Source organism: Aestuariicoccus sp. MJ-SS9, assembly GCF_032586235.1.
GTDB lineage: Bacteria > Pseudomonadota > Alphaproteobacteria > Rhodobacterales > Rhodobacteraceae > Aestuariicoccus.
Window position 1 is genome coordinate 35,215 of sequence record NZ_JAWHTD010000030.1, and the last position, 17,290, is coordinate 52,504.

At 66.3% G+C, this 17,290-nt stretch carries 20 protein-coding genes and 1 tRNA gene; 5 read left to right on the forward strand and 16 right to left on the reverse strand.

The window, feature by feature from the left end:
• Positions 1-35 precede the first annotated feature (35 nt).
• Positions 36-548 carry a winged helix DNA-binding protein gene (locus RXV88_RS17110; protein WP_316294710.1) on the forward strand — a complete coding sequence of 171 codons (513 nt, stop codon included), beginning with the start codon at positions 36-38 and terminating at the stop codon, positions 546-548.
• Between the two features lie 11 nt (positions 549-559).
• Positions 560-1,249, forward strand: coding sequence for an aspartate/glutamate racemase family protein (locus tag RXV88_RS17115; protein WP_316294711.1), 690 nt, complete (start codon positions 560-562; stop codon positions 1,247-1,249).
• A gap of 48 nt (positions 1,250-1,297) precedes the next feature.
• On the opposite strand, the gene RXV88_RS17120 is transcribed toward RXV88_RS17115, so the two are convergent.
• The 10 genes from RXV88_RS17120 to RXV88_RS17165 form a co-directional block, all read right to left on the reverse strand.
• A complete protein-coding gene (locus RXV88_RS17120; RefSeq protein ID WP_316294712.1) occupies positions 1,298-2,545 on the reverse strand; it encodes an aminotransferase class V-fold PLP-dependent enzyme in 1,248 nt (415 codons plus the stop codon).
• A gap of 24 nt (positions 2,546-2,569) precedes the next feature.
• Positions 2,570-2,761, reverse strand: coding sequence for a DNA gyrase inhibitor YacG (locus RXV88_RS17125; RefSeq protein WP_316294713.1), 192 nt, complete (start codon positions 2,759-2,761; stop codon positions 2,570-2,572).
• A complete protein-coding gene (locus tag RXV88_RS17130; RefSeq protein WP_316294714.1) occupies positions 2,758-3,777 on the reverse strand; it encodes a ribonuclease E/G in 1,020 nt (339 codons plus the stop codon). The genes RXV88_RS17125 and RXV88_RS17130 overlap by 4 nt, the downstream gene beginning before the upstream one ends.
• Positions 3,774-4,370 carry a Maf family protein gene (locus RXV88_RS17135; RefSeq protein WP_316294715.1) on the reverse strand — a complete coding sequence of 199 codons (597 nt, stop codon included), beginning with the start codon at positions 4,368-4,370 and terminating at the stop codon, positions 3,774-3,776. Before RXV88_RS17135 ends, RXV88_RS17130 begins: the two co-directional genes overlap by 4 nt.
• Position 4,371: 1 nt before the next feature.
• Positions 4,372-4,590: a translation initiation factor IF-1 gene (gene infA / locus RXV88_RS17140; RefSeq protein ID WP_005978431.1), complete on the reverse strand. Its 219-nt coding sequence runs from the start codon at positions 4,588-4,590 to the stop codon at positions 4,372-4,374.
• Between the two features lie 83 nt (positions 4,591-4,673).
• Positions 4,674-5,558 (reverse strand): carbon-nitrogen hydrolase family protein, encoded by an 885-nt coding sequence (locus RXV88_RS17145; RefSeq protein WP_316294716.1) that lies wholly within the window; start codon positions 5,556-5,558, stop codon positions 4,674-4,676.
• Between the two features lie 120 nt (positions 5,559-5,678).
• Entirely contained in the window at positions 5,679-6,260 is a 582-nt protein-coding gene (locus tag RXV88_RS17150; protein ID WP_316294717.1) for a GNAT family N-acetyltransferase, read from the reverse strand.
• The gene (locus tag RXV88_RS17155) at positions 6,260-6,658 is read right to left on the reverse strand and encodes a ketosteroid isomerase-related protein (protein ID WP_316294718.1); all 399 of its coding nucleotides are present in this window, start codon (positions 6,656-6,658) and stop codon (positions 6,260-6,262) included. Before RXV88_RS17155 ends, RXV88_RS17150 begins: the two co-directional genes overlap by 1 nt.
• Positions 6,655-7,104, reverse strand: coding sequence for a low molecular weight phosphatase family protein (locus RXV88_RS17160; RefSeq protein WP_316294719.1), 450 nt, complete (start codon positions 7,102-7,104; stop codon positions 6,655-6,657). Before RXV88_RS17160 ends, RXV88_RS17155 begins: the two co-directional genes overlap by 4 nt.
• Before the next feature lie 2 nt (positions 7,105-7,106).
• Positions 7,107-7,586, reverse strand: a complete 480-nt coding sequence (locus RXV88_RS17165; protein ID WP_316294720.1) for a UPF0262 family protein — start codon at positions 7,584-7,586, stop codon at positions 7,107-7,109.
• Positions 7,587-7,747: 161 nt separating this feature from the next.
• Here RXV88_RS17165 and RXV88_RS17170 point away from each other — a divergent pair, with 161 nt between their 5' ends.
• Entirely contained in the window at positions 7,748-8,926 is a 1,179-nt protein-coding gene (locus RXV88_RS17170) for an alpha/beta hydrolase (protein WP_316294721.1), read from the forward strand.
• 61 nt (positions 8,927-8,987) lie between these two features.
• On the opposite strand, the gene hisD is transcribed toward RXV88_RS17170, so the two are convergent.
• Positions 8,988-10,289, reverse strand: a complete 1,302-nt coding sequence (gene hisD / locus RXV88_RS17175; protein ID WP_316294722.1) for a histidinol dehydrogenase — start codon at positions 10,287-10,289, stop codon at positions 8,988-8,990.
• A 117-nt stretch (positions 10,290-10,406) separates the two neighbouring features.
• Here hisD and RXV88_RS17180 point away from each other — a divergent pair, with 117 nt between their 5' ends.
• Complete coding sequence (locus tag RXV88_RS17180; RefSeq protein WP_316294723.1) at positions 10,407-13,613, forward strand: 4Fe-4S double cluster binding domain-containing protein; 3,207 nt, start codon at positions 10,407-10,409, stop codon at positions 13,611-13,613.
• A gap of 79 nt (positions 13,614-13,692) precedes the next feature.
• On the opposite strand, the gene RXV88_RS17185 is transcribed toward RXV88_RS17180, so the two are convergent.
• The 5 genes from RXV88_RS17185 to RXV88_RS17205 all read right to left on the reverse strand — a co-directional run bounded on the left by RXV88_RS17185 (position 13,693) and on the right by RXV88_RS17205 (position 16,700).
• Entirely contained in the window at positions 13,693-14,175 is a 483-nt protein-coding gene (locus RXV88_RS17185; RefSeq protein ID WP_316294724.1) for a hypothetical protein, read from the reverse strand.
• Positions 14,076-14,627, reverse strand: a complete 552-nt coding sequence (locus RXV88_RS17190; protein ID WP_316294725.1) for a hypothetical protein — start codon at positions 14,625-14,627, stop codon at positions 14,076-14,078. The genes RXV88_RS17185 and RXV88_RS17190 overlap by 100 nt, the downstream gene beginning before the upstream one ends.
• 160 nt (positions 14,628-14,787) lie before the next feature.
• Positions 14,788-15,267, reverse strand: a complete 480-nt coding sequence (locus tag RXV88_RS17195) for a DUF2948 family protein (protein WP_316294726.1) — start codon at positions 15,265-15,267, stop codon at positions 14,788-14,790.
• A complete protein-coding gene (gene murA, locus RXV88_RS17200) occupies positions 15,264-16,535 on the reverse strand; it encodes a UDP-N-acetylglucosamine 1-carboxyvinyltransferase (protein ID WP_316294727.1) in 1,272 nt (423 codons plus the stop codon). The genes RXV88_RS17195 and murA overlap by 4 nt, the downstream gene beginning before the upstream one ends.
• Positions 16,536-16,700: a hypothetical protein gene (locus RXV88_RS17205; protein ID WP_316294728.1), complete on the reverse strand. Its 165-nt coding sequence runs from the start codon at positions 16,698-16,700 to the stop codon at positions 16,536-16,538. It lies immediately after the preceding gene.
• 99 nt (positions 16,701-16,799) lie between these two features.
• Here RXV88_RS17205 and RXV88_RS17210 point away from each other — a divergent pair.
• Positions 16,800-16,874: transfer RNA gene (locus tag RXV88_RS17210), tRNA-Thr, on the forward strand.
• Positions 16,875-17,290: the final 416 nt, after the last annotated feature.

Below are 17,290 nucleotides of genomic sequence, written 5' to 3' on the forward strand. Positions count from 1 at the left end.
GTTGACAAATTGTCGGAATGGGGCAGGATTTGCACATGACACAGGATCTTGGACCCGTCGTATCCTCGGCGCATCTGGCCAGCGGCGCTTTCCCCGAAATCTCGGAATTCGAGTTCGGGCTGACGCTGGCCAACAACGCCTTTCAACGCTGGGTGGTGCGCGCCATGGCCACCGCTGGCTATCCGGGACTGACCGCGCTCGAGGTGCTGGTGCTGCATTCGGTGCATCACCGCAACCGGCCCAAAAGGCTGGCGGATCTGTGCCTCGTGCTCAATATCGAGGACACGCATCTGGTGAATTACGCGATCAAGAAGCTGGCCAAGGCCGGGCTGGTCGAGGAAGGCCGCAGCGGCAAGGAAAAGACCGTTTCGGCCACCGCCGAAGGGGCAGCCGCCTGCACCCGCTACGCCGAGATCCGCGAATCGCTGCTGTTGCGCGCCATTGGCGAGCTGGGCTTCGAGCCCGAGCAGGTCAGCCGGCTGTCGACGCTGCTGCGGTTGATGTCGGGGCAATACGACCAGGCGGCGCGCGCCGCGACCACCTATTGAGCGGACGGGTTGTGGCTGAGGAACAGAGCGCGCGGCTGGGGATCCTGATGCTCGACACGGCCTTCCCGCGGCCCTTGGGCGATATCGGGCATCCTGAAAGCTTTGCCTTTCCCGTGGCTTATGCCCGGGTGCCGAAGGCCAGCGCGCGCGCGGCGCTGAGCCGGGAGGCCGGCGCGTTGCTGGCGCCCTTCGTGGCCGAGGGGCGCAGGCTGGTGGCGCAAGGCTGCACAGGGATCGGGACAAGCTGCGGCTTTCTTGGCCCGTTGCAGGCCGACCTCGCGCGCGAGCTGGGGGTGCCAGTTGCCGCCTCGGCGCTGTCGCTGGTGCCCGTGGTGGCGCGGATGCTGCCCGCCGGGCAGGTGCCCGGCATCGTGACCATCAGCGCAGAACATCTGACCGGGGCGCATCTGGCCGCCGCCGGGATCGCCGAGGCGCCGCCCATCGCGGGATGCGACCCCGCAGGCGTCTTTGCGCGCACCATCCTCGAGGACCGCGCCGACTGGGACGCGGCGCGCGCGCGAAGCGACGTGATCGACGCGGCGGAGCAGCTGGTCGCGGCGCATCCCCATGTGGGCGGCATCGTGCTGGAATGCACGAACATGGGGCCCTATGCCGCTGAGATCGCTTCGAAAACAGGGCGGCCGGTCTGGTCGGTGATCGACCTGCTGACCTGGTTTCACGCCGGTCTGGTTCGGTTCTAGCGCACCAAGAGGCCCCGGACCCGATCCGGGGCTGTGATGCGCGTCGTGTCAGGCGGCAAGAATGCGCTGCATCGCCGCCAGGAACGTCCGCACCTCGGCCATGGAATTGTAGTGGCAGAGCGACACGCGCACCGCATCCGCCTGCCCCAGCGGGCCAAGGATATTGCCGGAGTAATGGTCGTTCTTGCGGATGTGCACCCGGATGCCCTCGTCGCGCAGGGCAGCGACCAGATCGGCGGACGCGCGGCCCTCGGCCCAGAAACAAACCAACCCTTCGCGCGCGGCATTGTCCACGCCGCCCACGATGTGCACCCCCGGCAACTCGTCCAGACCGGGCAGATTGCCGGTGCCATGCAGCATCGCGCTGACCAGCGCCGCCTCGTGGGCGTGGATCGCCGCCCCCGCCGCCTCGATCCGGGCGCGGCGGTCTTCGGCTTCGCTGAACTGCCTGCCCAGCCAGTCGAAATAGCCCACCACATCGGACATGGTGGCATAGCTGCCGGTGTCGCGGGTGCCCAGTTCCCAGGCATGTTCCGGCCCGCCCACCAGGTTGTCATGCGGCAGCGCGGTCAGCCGGTCCGAGGCCCAGGCCACGCCGTAGCCGTGCCGCGAGAACACCTTGTAGGGCGAGATGACATAGCCGTCGATGCCATAACCCGCGATGTCGATCCGGCCGTGGCTGGCGTGCTGGATGCCGTCGACGATGATGATCGCGTCCGGGGCCTTGGCCCGGATCGCGGCGGCGATGCCGGCCACGTCCATCGCCATGCCGGTGACGGGCGAGGTGTGCAGGATCGTCGCCACGCGCACATCGGGCGTGACGTGTCGGGCATAGGCCTCGGCGGTGACCAGCCCGCGCGCGTCGTCATGCGGGACCTGGACATAGTCCATTCCCGCGACCGCCGCCCAGCGCGTGCAGGCGCTGCGCGAGGCGGGATGTTCGACGGTCGACCCCAGCACCACCCCCGGCGCGCTGGCCAGGCAGGCGTCGGCAATCAGACGGAAGAGCAGCTCGGTGCCGCTTTCGCCGACAAAGATCTGACCCTCGGGCGCGTTGAAGAAATCGCGCATGCCGGCGCGGGCCTGGTCGATGATCCCGACCAACGCCTGGGCGGCCGGGTTGTCGCGGCCCTGGTTGTCGGGGATTGCGGCGAATTTGGCCGAGGTCGCCACCACCGAATTCAACGTCAGCGCCCCGCCCGCGTTCTCGAAGAAGACGCGCGGCCCGGTGAAAGGGCAGCTTTCCACATGGGCGAAACGCGCGCGGATATGCTCCAGCAGATCGGGGGCGAACATGGGCCGGGTCCTTTAAGTGCGGGGTCAGTGCGGTTTTTGCGGAGTGTCGAGGGCGCGCATCGCGGCGTCGGCGGCCTCTTCCATGTCCTCGGGATCGTCGGAGGGAATGGCATAGCCGCCGGTCATCCACTTCGCCAGATCGATGTCGGCGCAGCGTTTGGAACAGAAGGGGCGGTATTTCGGGTCGCCGTCGCGGGCGCAGATCGGGCAGCTCATGTCAGGATCCTCCGGATCGGCACGCGGTCACGCTTGCGCTGAATCTCCAGCAGGCCGAGCTGGGTCCAGCCCGCGACGATGGTTTCGGTGGCGTCCTTTTTCAGCGCCGCGCGCAGGGTCTGCTCGATCTGGCGGCGGTCTTTTTTCGGGCAGGGGGCGGGATCGACGACGATCTGCCCGCCCAGGCCCCGCAGCCGCAGCTGACGCGGCAGATCGCGAAACGCGGCAAGATTGGCCTTGAGCCCCGCCGCGGGCGAGGTGTCGCCGCCTGTGTTGATATCGACCGCCACCAGCGCCGAGGTCGGTTCGATCACCATCGTACCGCTTGGTCCCAGCGGCACGGCGGCGCGGCGCAGCCCGTCGAGCATGCCATCGATGCCGTGGCGGGCGAAGCTGCCGGGCTCGGCGTCCACATCGGCCGGATCCGTCCATTCGCGCCAGGCCAGCGCATGGGGGCCGTCGCCTTCGACCAGCGTCTCGGCGGCGCCCTCGGTATCGGCCATGACCTGCCCGCAGAGCCCCGCCATGGCGCGGATGTCGTCGGCAATGTCGTCCGGGTCTGCCCCGTCGCAGGAGGAGCGCAGGATCAGCCCGGCGTCGCCGGTCATCTCGGAATGGGCCACCTCAAGCAGCGCGTCGCGCAAATCGTCGTCCTTGATCCGGCGCGAGATGTTCAGCCCCGGCGCGCCGGGGGTCACGATGGCGTAGCGCGACTTGAAAAGGATGCGGGTGGTGACCGGAATGGCCTTGCCCGGCTCGGCATAGCCGGTGACCTGCACCAGGATCGGCTGGCCCGGGGCCAGACCCTTGACCTGACGCAGAAAGGCCTTGCCGTCGGGAGTGGTCAGGAACATGCCGCCCTGGCCCTTTACGGGGCGGTCGGCGATGCCGCGGTAGATCGTGCCGGGGCGCGGCAGATCGGTGTCGATCAGCACGTCCTGAAGCACGCCGTCAACGACCAGCGCCGCCGCTTCGGCGCCGTTCAGATGATCCAATGCGATGGTCGAGCCCTTCATGCGGCGGGCTTGTAAAGCGGATAGCCGGCGGCGCAAAGCAGATTCGCCGTCTCGGCCAGCGGCAGACCCACCACCGCGGTATAAGAGCCGCTGATCCAGGGGATGAAGGCCCCCGCCATGCCCTGAATGCCGTAACCGCCCGCCTTGCCGCGCCAGTCCTCGCTGGCCAGATAGGCGTTGAGCTCTTCGTTGCCGAGCGGCTTCATCTTGACCGCGCTGACCACGTCGCGCTGCCAGAGCCTGTCGCCCCGCCGCACGGCGATGGCGGTGATCACCCGGTGGCGGCGGCCCGAAAGGCGGGTCAGGAATTCCGCCGCCTCGCCCGCGTCGCGCGGTTTGCCCAGGATGCGGCGGCCCATGGCGACGGTGGTGTCGGCGGACAGCACGATTTCATCGGGCCCTGCCGTCACGGCCAAAGCCTTTTCCCGGGCCAGCCGCGCGCAATAGAGCCGCGGCAATTCGTTTTTCAGGGGGTCTTCGTCGATGTCGGGCGGACGCACGTCATCGGCCGTGATACCAAGCTGCGCCAGCAGTTCGGCACGGCGCGGGCTGCCCGATCCGAGGATCAGGCGCGGGCGGTCGGGGCCGGCCACCTCACTTGAAGCGATAGTTGATCCGACCCTTCGTCAGGTCGTACGGCGTCATTTCCACCTGAACCTTGTCGCCAGCCAGAACGCGGATGCGGTTCTTGCGCATCTTGCCTGCCGTGTGTGCGATGATCTCATGGCCATTCTCAAGCTCGACCCGAAACGTCGCATTGGGCAGGAGTTCCTTCACGACACCGGGAAATTCGAGCGTATCTTCCTTGGCCATGGTCTCTCCTTCGTCAAAAGCCCTGCCAGGATGCAGGACGCGCAAGCATATGGGGCCATTTTCGCCATTTTTCAAGGGCCAAATCAGCGCAGCATCTCGGTGCGGATGGCGCCGATGCGGTCGGTCTGCTCGGTCCAGTGGCTGCGGTTGAGAACGACGCCGTCGCGGCGGACATGGGCGATCCTTGCCGGATCGACATCGGCATAGGTCCAGCCGGGCCGGTTCAGAACGCCCTCGGCCAGGATGCCGGTGGGCGGAAAGCCGATGTCGGGCGGGCCGAAGACGCCGCCCATCCCGGTGTTCTGATCCACCGCCTCGGACCAGTCGCAGGGCCCCACGGTCGAGGCCATGACCGTAACGCATTGATTTTCAAGCGCCCGGGCCATGGCGCCGATGCGCACGCGGCTGTAGCCGGTCAGCGCCTCGGTGCAGGAGGGGACAAGGATGATATCCGCTTGGGCCAGCGCGCGGCCCAACAGCGGGAATTCGGAATCATAGCAGATCAGGATGCCGATCCGGCCCAGCGACGTGTCGAAGATCTGCAGCGGGCCGCCGGGGACAACATGCCAGGTTTCGCGCTCGAACCGGGTCATGATCTGCTTGTCCTGAATTCCGCATGCGCCCGTCGGCGTGAAGAGCCGCGCGCGGTTGACCGGGCGCGGGCCGAGCGCGTCGTCGAAGACCGGGCCAGAGGCGGCGAGGATGTGCACACCGTGGCGCGTGGCCAGATCGGAATGCAGCGCGTCGGCCTCGTCGATGCGCGCGCTGACGGCGTGGAGCGAGCCTTCGAGGTCGAGCGCCACGTCGCGCCCCGCAAGTGTGGCCAGCTCCATCGCGCCGTATTCGGGGAAGACCAGCAGCTCGGCCCCCTGCCCCGCCGCCTCGCCGACCCAGCGGCCGAGCTTGTCGGCATAGGCCTGCCAATTGTCGAGAAAGTCCATTGCGTAGGCGGCGGTTGCGATTTTCATGGGTCAGGTCCTGTGGCGGATGTCGGAGTGGGCGCCAGCCCCCACACGCGGGTTCAAGTGGGGGCCAGCCCCCACACCCCCGGGATATTTATGGATCAATGAAGACGGAGGCGGTTTTTCTTAGAGGCGGCGTGTCCAGAATTGAAGATCGTGGTCGGTCTCGGTGGGTTGGTCGCGGTCTTTCCAGCGAAAGCGCGCGGTGACGCCCGGCAGAGGGGCATAGCCGCGTTTTTGCCAGAACGGGTCGAGCGGGGCGTATCCGGCGGGACGCAAGGGGTGGTCGTCGGGGCGGATGACGGCGCAGAAGGCGCTGTACCGTCGGCCCAGCGCGCGGGCGTGGGTTTCGCGCAGGTCGAAGAAACGGTGACCGATGCCCCGGCCGCGATAGTCGGGCAGAAGCACGGATTCCGCGCAGTAGAAGATGTCGTTCAGCGCAAGATCCGTCGTGGCGAAGGCGCTGGCGAAATCGTCGGCGTGATCCTCCATCGGGGTGCCGGTCGCTGCCCCGACGAGGCGTGCGCCGTCGAAGGCGCCGACCAGCACCGCATCGGCGCTGTCGCGATAGGTTTGCAGATAGCGGCGTTCGTAGTCCAGATCGCCGTCGTAGAGATAAGGCCAGTCGGCGAAGACCGTGAGCCGCAGCCGCGCCACATCGTCCAGGGCGGCGTCGAGGGCCGGGCCAGTCAGCACGTCGACCCGCATCAGCGCACCTGCCGGATCCAGTCGGCGAGGTTGTAATAGGTCACCACGCGAGTGATCTTGCCGCCGTCGACGGAAAAGAACGACCCGGCCGGCAGGCGGTAGCTCTGGCCGCGCGCTTCGGGCAGGCCCTCGTCGGTGGAAAGGTAGGCGCCGTTGACCATGTATTCCGCCGCGGCGCGGGCGCCGTCTTCGGCCTCGAAGAGCACCAGCTCGGTCAGCGTCTCGTCATAGCAGCGGTCCATGTGGTCGCAGAATTCGGCGAAGGCGGCCTTGCCCAGCCGCACCCGGCCTTCGTTGACGTGATGGGCCACGTCCTCGGACAGGCAGTCGAGCATCCCCGCCCGGTCCTTGCGGTTGAAAGCGTCGAAATAGCGCGCGATGAGCGATCCGGTGGTCATTGGGAGGCCCCCCATTTGCCGCGCAGACGAGCGACCAGCTGGTCGCGGGTCTGGCGGTAGGCGTTGAGTTTCTGTTCGCGCGTCTCGCCGATCCCGGTCGGGTCCATGATCGGCCAGTATTCCACGGTGAGGTGATAAAAGCGGGTGAGTTCGAGTGCGGCGCGCTGCGAGGCGGGCGACAGGGCGACGATCAGATCGAAGCCCGACAGCGCCTCGCCCATCTGTTCAAGCTCTTCGAAGCTGCGTGCGCGGTGGCGCGACAGCTCGATCCCGATCTCGGCGCAGACGGCGATGGCGAAGCCGTCGATCTCGAGATCGTTCACGACGCCCACGGATTGCACATAGGTGTCGAAGCCGTAGAGCTGTTTCATGATTCCTTCGGCCATGGGCGAGCGGACGGCGTTGTGATCGCAGCAGAAAAGGACCGACTGAGGCAGGTCAGCCACGCTCAGCCCCCGAAATGCAGCACGCAGATCAGCGTGAAGAGCCGGCGCGCGGTGGCGTCGTCGACCTCGGCCTTGCCGTCGAGCCGTTCCTGCAGGATGCGCGCGCCCTCGTTGTGGATGCCGCGCCGGGCCATGTCGATGGTTTCGATCTGGCTGGGCGGCAGCGTCTTGACCGCTTCGAAATAGGATTTGCAGATCTGGAAGTAATCCTTGACCACCTGGCGGAAGGGCGACAGCGACAGGTGGAATTCCGCCGCCTTTTCGTCCTGCGCGGTGGTGATATCGAAGACCAGCCGCTTTTCCCGGATCGACAGGGCGACGTTGTAGGGCCCCTCGGGCACCGGGCGGTCGGGCTTGGCAGGAAGGACGAAGGTGTTGTCCTCCATCAGGTCGAACATCGCCACACGGCGTTCCTGTTCGATCTCGGGCGTGGGCGGCGGCAGATTGGCGTCGTCCAGTTCGATATGGGCAATTCTGGTCATGGGCGTCGATCCGCGGGCGGTTTCCCTAGGCGTACTGCAACTGCGCACCCGCCACAATCGGGCTTTCGTCCTGCACAGGTAGCACAACCATTGGGCGTTCAATCTTTACGGTATCCGTGATACGGTCGATCTCGTTAGATATGCATTTCAAGGGGAATTTCATGACCCGCCGCGCCATTCTTCTCGTCCCGAGCTTAACCCGCCGCGAACAGCTGGCCGCGCGCGATCAGTTGGTCCAGTCGCTGCTGCATTACACCGATGGATGGGAAAGTTCGGCCGCGGATTCCGACGACAGCAGCGGGATGAACGTGACCACCGTGACCGCGAAAGGGCGGCAGGGGGAAGGTGAGGTGGTGCTCGATCTTTACGAGGCATACTGGGCCGACCTGGTGCCGGACCGAAGCGGGGAATCGCCCTGGCAGCGCTTTAGCCGTGGTTTCACATTGGTGACCTACTGGATGACGGGCGGGCTGATGAAGGCGCTCTTGCGCGGCGAATTCCCGGTCCGCACCATGGTGGCGATGATCATCGCCGGTCTGTCGCTGATCATCTGGTACGCCATTGTCGTGGTGGTGCTGCTGAAATCCGTCGCCGCGGGCGACGCCGAGTTGCCGAAGGCGATCACGAACCTGACCGACCTTCTGGGGATCACCGGACCCTTCACGGAGTGGGCAAAGCAGATCAACGACTGGCCGGTGAGCGTGTTTCTGGCCGGGCTTCTGACTCTGGGGCGGTTCGAGGGGATTTCCAACATATCGGCCTTCACCAAGGCCTATCTGCGCGACGACCCGATGGGCGAGGACCAGATGGGGGTGCGCGCGAAAGCCCGAAAAAGGGTGCTGGCGCTGCTCGATCACGTGCATGGACGGAGCGGCGATGTGGCCTATGACGAGGTCTACGTCGTGGCGCACTCGCTCGGCGGCGCGATTGCGATCGACGCTCTTGCGGAATACGGCCAGCGTCTGGCGGGGACGACGCTGATCACCTGGGGGACGGCCATAGGGACGCTCGCCCAGCGCGAGCCGCTGATCGAAGCCGAAATCCGCAAGTTCTATACCGCGCCCACCCGGATCCGGAACTGGGTGGACGTGGTGTTTCCGAACGATTTCATGGGCTCCAAGGTCCCCATTCCGATCGAGGAACGTCACGGGCTGATCGAACGGCCGCGGCTGAAACGGATCTTTCCCGACACCGTGTCCCCGCGCATTCCGCGCGGGTTGCTCTTCCGTCTGAGCGAGGTTCACAACGGGTATTACCGCAGCGAAGAAGCCATTCTGATGCTGGTCAAACCCGCGGCGGACTTGCCACAGCCGGTCACCGACGCACCGGCGGACGGGTGAGGCCGTTTTCTTGCAAAGAAAACGGACCGGAAATTTGGTTAAATTTCCGGGCGCAGGGGGGTCAGCCGTTCAGCTTGTCCAGCCGCGCGGTGACGCTCAGCCCATGCGCCTCGAGGCTTTCGGAACGGGCCAGCGTTTCGGCGGCGGGGCCGATGGCGCGCAAGGCTTGGGGCGTCATGCGCGCGAGCGTGGTGCGTTTCAGGAAGTCCAGCACCGAGAGGCCCGAGGAAAACCGCGCCGACCGCGCGGTGGGCAACACGTGGTTGGGCCCCCCGACATAGTCGCCGATGGCCTCGGGCGTCCATTGGCCCAGAAAGATCGCGCCCGCATGTGTGATCTTTTCCGATAGCGCGCCTGGGTCGGCGACGCAGAGCTCCAGGTGCTCCGGCGCGATGCGGTCGGTGAGTGCCGCCGCCTGATCCAGGTCACCCACGGTGACGATTGCGCCGAAGTCGCGCCAGCTGGCCCCGGCGATCTTGCGCCGTTCCAGCGTCTCCAGCCGCTTGTCGACCGCCTGCGCGACCTTTGCGCCGAATTCGGCATCGGTCGTGATCAGGATCGATTGCGCGCTTTCGTCGTGTTCGGCCTGGCTCAAAAGGTCGAGCGCGATCCAGTCGGGATCGTTGTCGCCATCGGCGATCACCAGGATCTCGGACGGCCCGGCGATCATGTCGATGCCCACCTTGCCGAAGACCCGGCGTTTGGCTGCCGCCACGAATGCGTTGCCCGGCCCGGTGATCTTGTCCACCGGCGCGACGGTTTCGGTGCCGTAGGCCAGCGCCGCCACCGCCTGCGCGCCGCCGATGCGATAGATCTCGTCCACCCCTGCAATCTGCGCCGCCAGCAGGACCAGCGGGTTGACGACGCCGTCGGGCGTCGGAACCGTGATCGCCAGACGGGGCACCCCGGCCACCTTGGCCGGCACCGCGTTCATCAGAACGCTGGAGGGGTAGCTCGCCAGCCCGCCGGGCACGTAAAGGCCCGCCGCCGAGACCGGCGTCCAGCGCCAGCCCAGCGTCGCGCCGTCGGGGTCGGTCCATTCGGCGTCGTCGGGCATCTGGCGCACGTGATAGGCGCGGATGCGTTGGGCGGCCTGTTCCAGCGCCTGACGCTCGGCCTCGGGCACACGCGCCACCTCGGCCGCGATCTCGTCGGGGGTAAAGCGCAGCCGGTCGGCGGTCAGCGTCAGCCGGTCGAACCGCGCTGTCAGCTCCAGCACGGCGGCGTCGCCGCGCGCGCGCACATCCGCGATGATGCCCGCCACGACGTCGTCCACATCCGTGCTTTCCTCGCGCTTGGCCGACAGCAGCACGGCGAAGGCGGTCTCGAAACCGGGGTCGGCGGCATTCAGGAAGACAGGCATCGGCAGAATCCTTGCAGCGTTTCGCCCGCCTCTTATCGCGCGGGCGCGCCGGTCTCAAGCCAAGGCCGCTTGCCCCCGCCCCGCGCATCCCGCATGGTTTCGGTAAAAGGACAGGACATGACGCTGCGCTTCTTCTCGGACCGGAACCGGCCGGTGCATCTGGGCCCCTATGCGCTTGAGCGGCTGCGGCGCGGGCCGATGCCCGACCTGGGCGCGGTGCCGCCGTTCCGGCCGCTGAGCTTCGAGCGCCCCGACCACCCGGAAAGCATCGTCAACGCCATGGCCGGCCATCAGGCGATGATGGATGCGATCCGCGACGGGCTGGTGAACAAGGGGCGGTCGGACATCCCGGACGACCATCAGGAGCGCGCCAACCACCTGAAATCCTTCGTCTATTTCTCGGACGCCTCTATGGCGGGCTGCGGCCCCCTGCCCGGCGCGTCGCGGCTGGCGGCGCCGGTGCTCAATCCCGGGATCGACGCGCTGGCGCGTGATCTGAGGACCCGGCAGACCAAGACGCTGGCCTCGGGGATCGACATGATCATGGCCGATCTGAGAGAGTCGATGGAGGCCCCGCCCTCGTCCATCGCCACCCATGCGCATGTCATCGTGTTTCTTTACGAATATCCGCGCGATCCCGACCTGTCCGAGCCCGGCTATGACTGGATCCGCGACGCCCAGGCCGAGCGCGCGGCGCTGCGCGCCACCGAGACCGCCGTCGTCATCGCCAATTACATCCGCCTGCTGGGCTGGGACGCCAAGGCGCATTCGGCCAGTTCCAGCGATCTCGACCTCAACCAACTGGCGGTCGCGGCGGGGCTGGCGACGGTCGAGGACGGCGCGTTGATCGCACCCTGGGTCGGGCCGCGCTTTGGGGTGGCGGCGGTGTCGACCCCGCTCGAGATGGCCCACGACCGCCCGCTGCGCCCGATGGCCGAACAGCCGTGGTCGCCGCTGCGCGGCCCGTCGTGGTGGCTGGGCACCGCGTCGGCCAAATCCGCCCGCACGCAAGACCCCTTTGCCAAGCGCCGCTTTGCCGACGGTCCGCATCCATTCGAGACGCTGAAACGGGTCGAGCGGCCCACCACCTTCATCGACGAGCCCAACGTGCCGCGCGTGCCCAAGCGCACGGACATGTTCGCGCGCGCACAGTTCGGCGACATGGGCAAGGCGCTGCAGGAGGGCGCGAAGGGCGGGCATTACGCGCGCAAGGCCGCGCCGTCGATGGCGCAGCGCCGGGCGCTCGGGGCGTTCGTGCTGTTGCAGGACGGGGACGGTGCGCCAAAGGCGCACCCTACGGATGCCGCCAGCGCCGCCGCGAACATCAAGGCGGCAAGCTATTTCCTCGGCGTCGACGCGGTGGGGATCAGCCGTTGCCCGGACTGGACCTGGTACAGCCACGACGCCACCGGCGCAGCCATAGACCCGCCCCACGACCAGGCGATCAGCATGATCGTCGACCAGGGGTTCGAGACGATGGAAGGCGCGTCGGGCGACGACTGGATCAGCGTCGCGCAATCCATGCGCGCCTACCTGCGGTTTTCGCTCTTGGGCGGGGTGATCGCGGCGCAGATCCGCGCAATGGGCTATTCGGCCAAGGCGCATAGCGTGATGGATGGCGAGGTGCTGCAACCGCCTTTGCTGCTGCTCAGCGGGCTGGGCGAGGTCAGCCGCATCGGCGAGGTCATCCTGAACCCCTTCCTGGGACCGCGGCTGAAATCCGGCGTCGTGACCACCGACATGCCGCTGGCGCATGACCGGCCCATCGACTTTGGCCTGCAGGCCTTTTGCGAGGCCTGCAACAAATGCGCCCGCGAATGCCCTTCGGGGGCGATCACCGCCGGGCCCAAGCTGATGTTCAACGGCTACGAGATCTGGAAATCCGACAGCCAGAAATGCGCCACCTACCGCATCACCACCGAAGGCGGGGCGATGTGCGGGCGCTGTATGAAGACCTGCCCGTGGAACCTGGAAGGCGTGTTCGCCGAGGCCCCGTTCCGATGGGCGGCGATGCACATGCCCGGCGCCGCGCCGCTGCTGGCGCGGCTCGACGACGCGGCGAACCGGGGCAGCCTGAACCCGGTCAAAAAATGGTGGTGGGATCTGGAGCTGCAGGAGGACGGGGCCTATCGCCCGACCGACAAGCCCGTGAACGCGCGCGGGCTGCAAAAGGACCTCGACCTGCGCTACGAGGATCAGACCCTTGCCGTCTACCCCGCCCCGCTGGCCCCGCATCCGCATCCCTACCCCTATCCGATGGACCGCGAGGCGGGGATCGAGGCCTATCAGGCGCTGGTCACCGCCGAGGAATACCAGCGTCGGCTGGCGGCCGGCGACACGTCTGTCCTGCACCGCTACACCAACGACGCCGACAGCCCGGTGATCCGGCTCGAGGTGACCAAGGCCGAAGCCATGGCCGAGGGCGTCACGAAATACGAATTCCGCGCGCCGGATGGCGGCGATCTGCCGGAATGGCAGGCGGGTGCGCATCTCGACATCGTGGTCGCGCCGGAGTTTCTGCGGCAGTATTCCATGTCGGGCGATCCCGCCGACCGCTCGACCTATCAGATTGCCGTGCTGCGCGAGGACATGGGGCGCGGCGGATCGAAGCTTTTGCATCGGATTTTCACGCCGGGACGCAAGGTCTTCGTCTCGAAACCCATCAACCAATTCCCGCTGATCGAGGACGCGGCGTTCAGCCTGCTGATGGGCGGGGGCATCGGCATCACGCCGATGATCGCCATGGCGCACCGGCTGCACGCGCTGAACCGGCCCTTTGCGCTGCGTTATTCGGTGCCGAACCGCGCCAGGGCCGGGTTTCTGGACGATCTGGCCGCAATGCCCTGGGCCGACAACGTGCATCTGCACGTGTCGGACGAAGGCACGCGCTGCGATCTGGCCGCCGTCATGGCCGGGCATCGCGACGGATGGCATGTCTACACCTGCGGGCCGGACCGCTACATGCAGGCGGTGATCGAGGCCGCCGAAGCCGCGGGCTTCCCCGACGACGCCCGGCATCTGGAATATTTCTCGGTGCCCGAGGTGCCGGAATATGAAAACCACCCCTTCACGCTGCGGCTGAAGGACGGGCGCGAGATCGCGGTCGGGGCGGATGAGACCGCCACCGATGCGCTGGCGCGCGCCGGGGTTCATGTGGATGTGAAATGCAGCGACGGCATCTGCGGGGTCTGCCAGTGCGGGCTGATCTCGGGCGAGGCCGAGCACCGCGATTTCGTGCTCTCGCGCCGCCAGCGCGAGAGCCGCATCATCCTCTGCCAATCCCGCGCCGCGGAACCGGGGGGTGTGCTGGAGATCGACCTCTAGAGCGCCCCAGCCCTGCCGGTCAGCCCAGCAGGCTGATGTGATGCTTTTTCAGGAATTCCCAAAGCTTCTCCATCTCATATTACACGATGTTCTCGCCCGCGTCGAACGGAGAGCCGTCGAAATGCCGCGGATCGGTGCCGGGGCCGTCGGGGCTGCCGTGGTCGGTGTCGATGGAGTGACGCCAATATTCCGCGTGGTTGCGCCATTCCTCACCGTCCACGACCTGCGGCGCGGTGAACCAGACGTTCCATGACAAGAGATTGCCCTGCCGCAGGATGTTGCCCTTGGCCAGGTTGAAGATATCCATGATCATCGCGTTGAAATCGTTCACGATCTCGCTGTCGTGCGGAATGATCCCGCCGATCTCGACCTCGACATTGGCGACGTCCCAGGCCACGTCGTAATGCAGCGCGAAATCCGGGTTCTTGAAGAGATCCGACACCCCGGACCGCACCGGAAAGATCAGCTGATCCGGTTCGCCCCGATGATGGGTCTGGATGGCGATGGCGTTGGCCTTGCAATCGGGAAAGGGCAGCCCCGTGGCGTCGAGCGCCTTCCACAAAAGCTTGACCAGTCCTTTTCCTTGGCGCTGGGGCTGAACCAGACCTTGCCCTGAACGGACATGTCCGCCGCCATGGTCTTGGTGTTCTCGTCCACCCAGCCGCGCTGGCCGGTGACCGTGACCTCGACGTTCAGCACCCCGAAACTGGGCGAATAAGCCCCCTGCTGCGGGCAGATGATGGAATAGACGCGGCCCTCGTTCGTATAACCGATGCGCGAGATATCGGGCGCGAACATCTGATAACAGCGCGTGTCTTCGTCGCCCGGCACCGTCTGCCAGCTGAATTCCGGCCAGAGCACATCCTGGCACCGGTCGAGCTTGTCGATATTGGCCATGTTGTCCAGCATCGGCAGCGAGGACAGGTCCGGGTCGGGATAGGCGAAGGCCGGGTTCGACTGGGCAAAGCCGCCCACCCATCCGGGCGCGGGCGTTGTGTTGGGAGCTGAGGTCATTAGATTTCCTTGTGCAATCAAAGAATTGAAAAAAAAGGCAAAAATCGTAACTTCACGCAAATTCCGCTTGCCGTGCGGCATGGCGCGGGCAAGCGGATCCGCAGGGTAGCACAGGAACCTCAGTCTCTCTATACGTGTTTTTTACGAGCGGCGCTCAATCCTAATCCGGATGCCGAGGGGCCTTGCCCGACACCGCTGCATAGGGCCGCGTCACATCGCGCAAAGCGACCTCGAGCGCCTCGACCTGGGCGCGGATTGCCCCGTCGCCCGCCAGCGTCAGCACCACATAGCCTTCGGCATCCTCGCCCGGCTCGAAGGTCAGGCTGAGCACCGAAAGGATCGTGTCCTTGTCGGAGCGGTCCACCCCCTGGCTGGCCACGCCCAGCACGTTCTCGATCACCAGGAGCGATTGCACCCGCTCGGGCCTGCGCCCCCGCGCTTCGGCGTTGGGCGCATCTTCCCAGCGCATACGATTCACCAGGAACCCCAGCCGCCGTTTGCGCGCGGACCAGGTCATTTCGGTGATCGGAAAGACCGCGTCCTGCACCAGCGCCGAGAGCACCGACAGATCGTCCGGGTCCATCGCCACCAGCTGCAAGGGCCGCTCGGCCCCGTCCTCGAACCGCGCGTCCTGGGTCATGATCCGCTCACCCGTTCGATCTGCGCGCCCACGCCGGACAGCTTGCGCACCACATGCTCATAGCCCCGGTCGAGGTGATAGACCCGGCTGACCACGGTCTCACCCTCGGCCGCGAGCCCGGCAAGGATCAGCGACACCGAGGCCCGCAGATCGGTCGCCATCACCGGCGCGCCTTTCAGCTTGTCGACCCCTGACACCGTGGCCGTGCCGCCATGCACGTCGATCTGCGCCCCCATGCGCATCAGTTCCGGCGCATGCATGAAGCGGTTCTCGAATATCTTCTCTTCCAGCACCGACTTGCCCTCGGCGGTGCACAAAAGCGCCATCATCTGCGCCTGCAGATCGGTGGGAAAGCCGGGGAAGGGTTCGGTCGTGACGTCGACGGCCTTTACGCGGCCGTTCCTGCGCGCCACTTTCAGCCCGTCGTCGGTCTCTTCCACCGAGATCCCCGCCTCGTCCAGCTTTTCGCAAAAGGCCTCCAGCAACCGGATCTCGCCGCCCAGGCATTCGACCTCGCCGCCGCAGATGGCCGGGGCCAGCATGTAGGTGCCCAGCTCGATCCGGTCGGTCACGACCCGGTGTGTCGCGCCACCCAGCCGGTCGACACCCTCAACCGTGATGGTCGGGGTCCCGTCGCCCTCGATCTGCGCGCCCATCTTGCGCAGGCACTCGGCCAGATCGACGATCTCGGGCTCGCGCGCGGCGTTGTTGATGACGGTCGTGCCTTTGGCGAGCGTCGCCGCCATCAGCGCGTTTTCCGTGGCACCCACCGACACCAGCGGGAAATCCACCGTGCCGCCGCGCAGCCCGCCCGACGGGGCCTTGGCATGCACATAGCCGTCACGCAGATCGAGCTCGGCCCCCATCGCCTCGAGCGCGCGCAGATGCAGATCGACCGGCCGCGCCCCGATGGCGCAGCCCCCAGGCAGCGACACCACCGCATGCCCGTCACGCGCCAAGAGCGGGCCGAGCACCAGGATCGACGCCCGCATCTTGCGCACGATGTCGTAATCGGCGGTGTGGTTGTCGAGGGCATGGCTCGACATGGCCAGCACCTGCCCCTCCTGCAGCCCCTGCACCTCGGCCCCCAGCGATTGCAGCAGGGTCGTCATGGTGCGGATGTCCGACAGCCGCGGCGCATTGGTCAGCGTCAGCGGCTCTTCACTAAGCAGCGTGGCCGGCATCAGCGTCAGGCAGGCGTTCTTGGCCCCCGCGATCGGGATCCGGCCCTTCAGGGCGTTGCCGCCGGTGACTACGATCGAATCCATTCAGTTCTGGTCCTTGTCCTGCTCTTGCGCCTCGTCCCGCGGCCCGGTCTCGGCCCGCGCGCGCGCCTGCGCCTTGCGCCGCGCCAGATTGGCCTTCAGCGCCGCCTTGAGACGCGCGTCCCGATCCGCGCCGGGCTTTTTGTCGGGGGATGTCTTGCGCTCCATGACCTCTCTCTAACGCAGGGGCAAAAAAGGGTCCAGATTGCGCTTGCACGAGTCGCCGATTGCGTCTAATCAGCCGCCCACACCGCAAAGGTGCCCGGCGCTGCTGTAGCTCAGAGGTAGAGCACTCCCTTGGTAAGGGAGAGGTCGAGAGTTCAATTCTCTCCAGCAGCACCATCTTTTTTATAAATTCATTTATTTATCTAATACATAGCTTGAATTCGGCATAGTCAGACCACCCGTCAGTCCCCCTTTGGAATACGGCCACTGTTCTGTCGCGGCTTTGCCGAGAGACGCTGGCTGGCGGGTCAGCGATGGCCGTGTCGAACGGCTGTGGAAACGGGAGGGGCTGACCGAAGCCGATATTCGCCACCGACAGACTGCCGAGCTATTTTTAAGGAACCGCAGTGTGGAGATGCTGTTGAAAAACTCGGCTCGAGGATTGGTCTCGGATAAGCGCTGAGCTCGGTCCGTGGTTCTTTTACGCGGCGATTGTTCTCAGCTTGAGGTGCCCCTGATTTCCTAGACACCTGCCTCGTTCAGTTTTTGCTGTCTGATCTCATAGTCAATGGGCGACAGCATGCCGTTGTTCG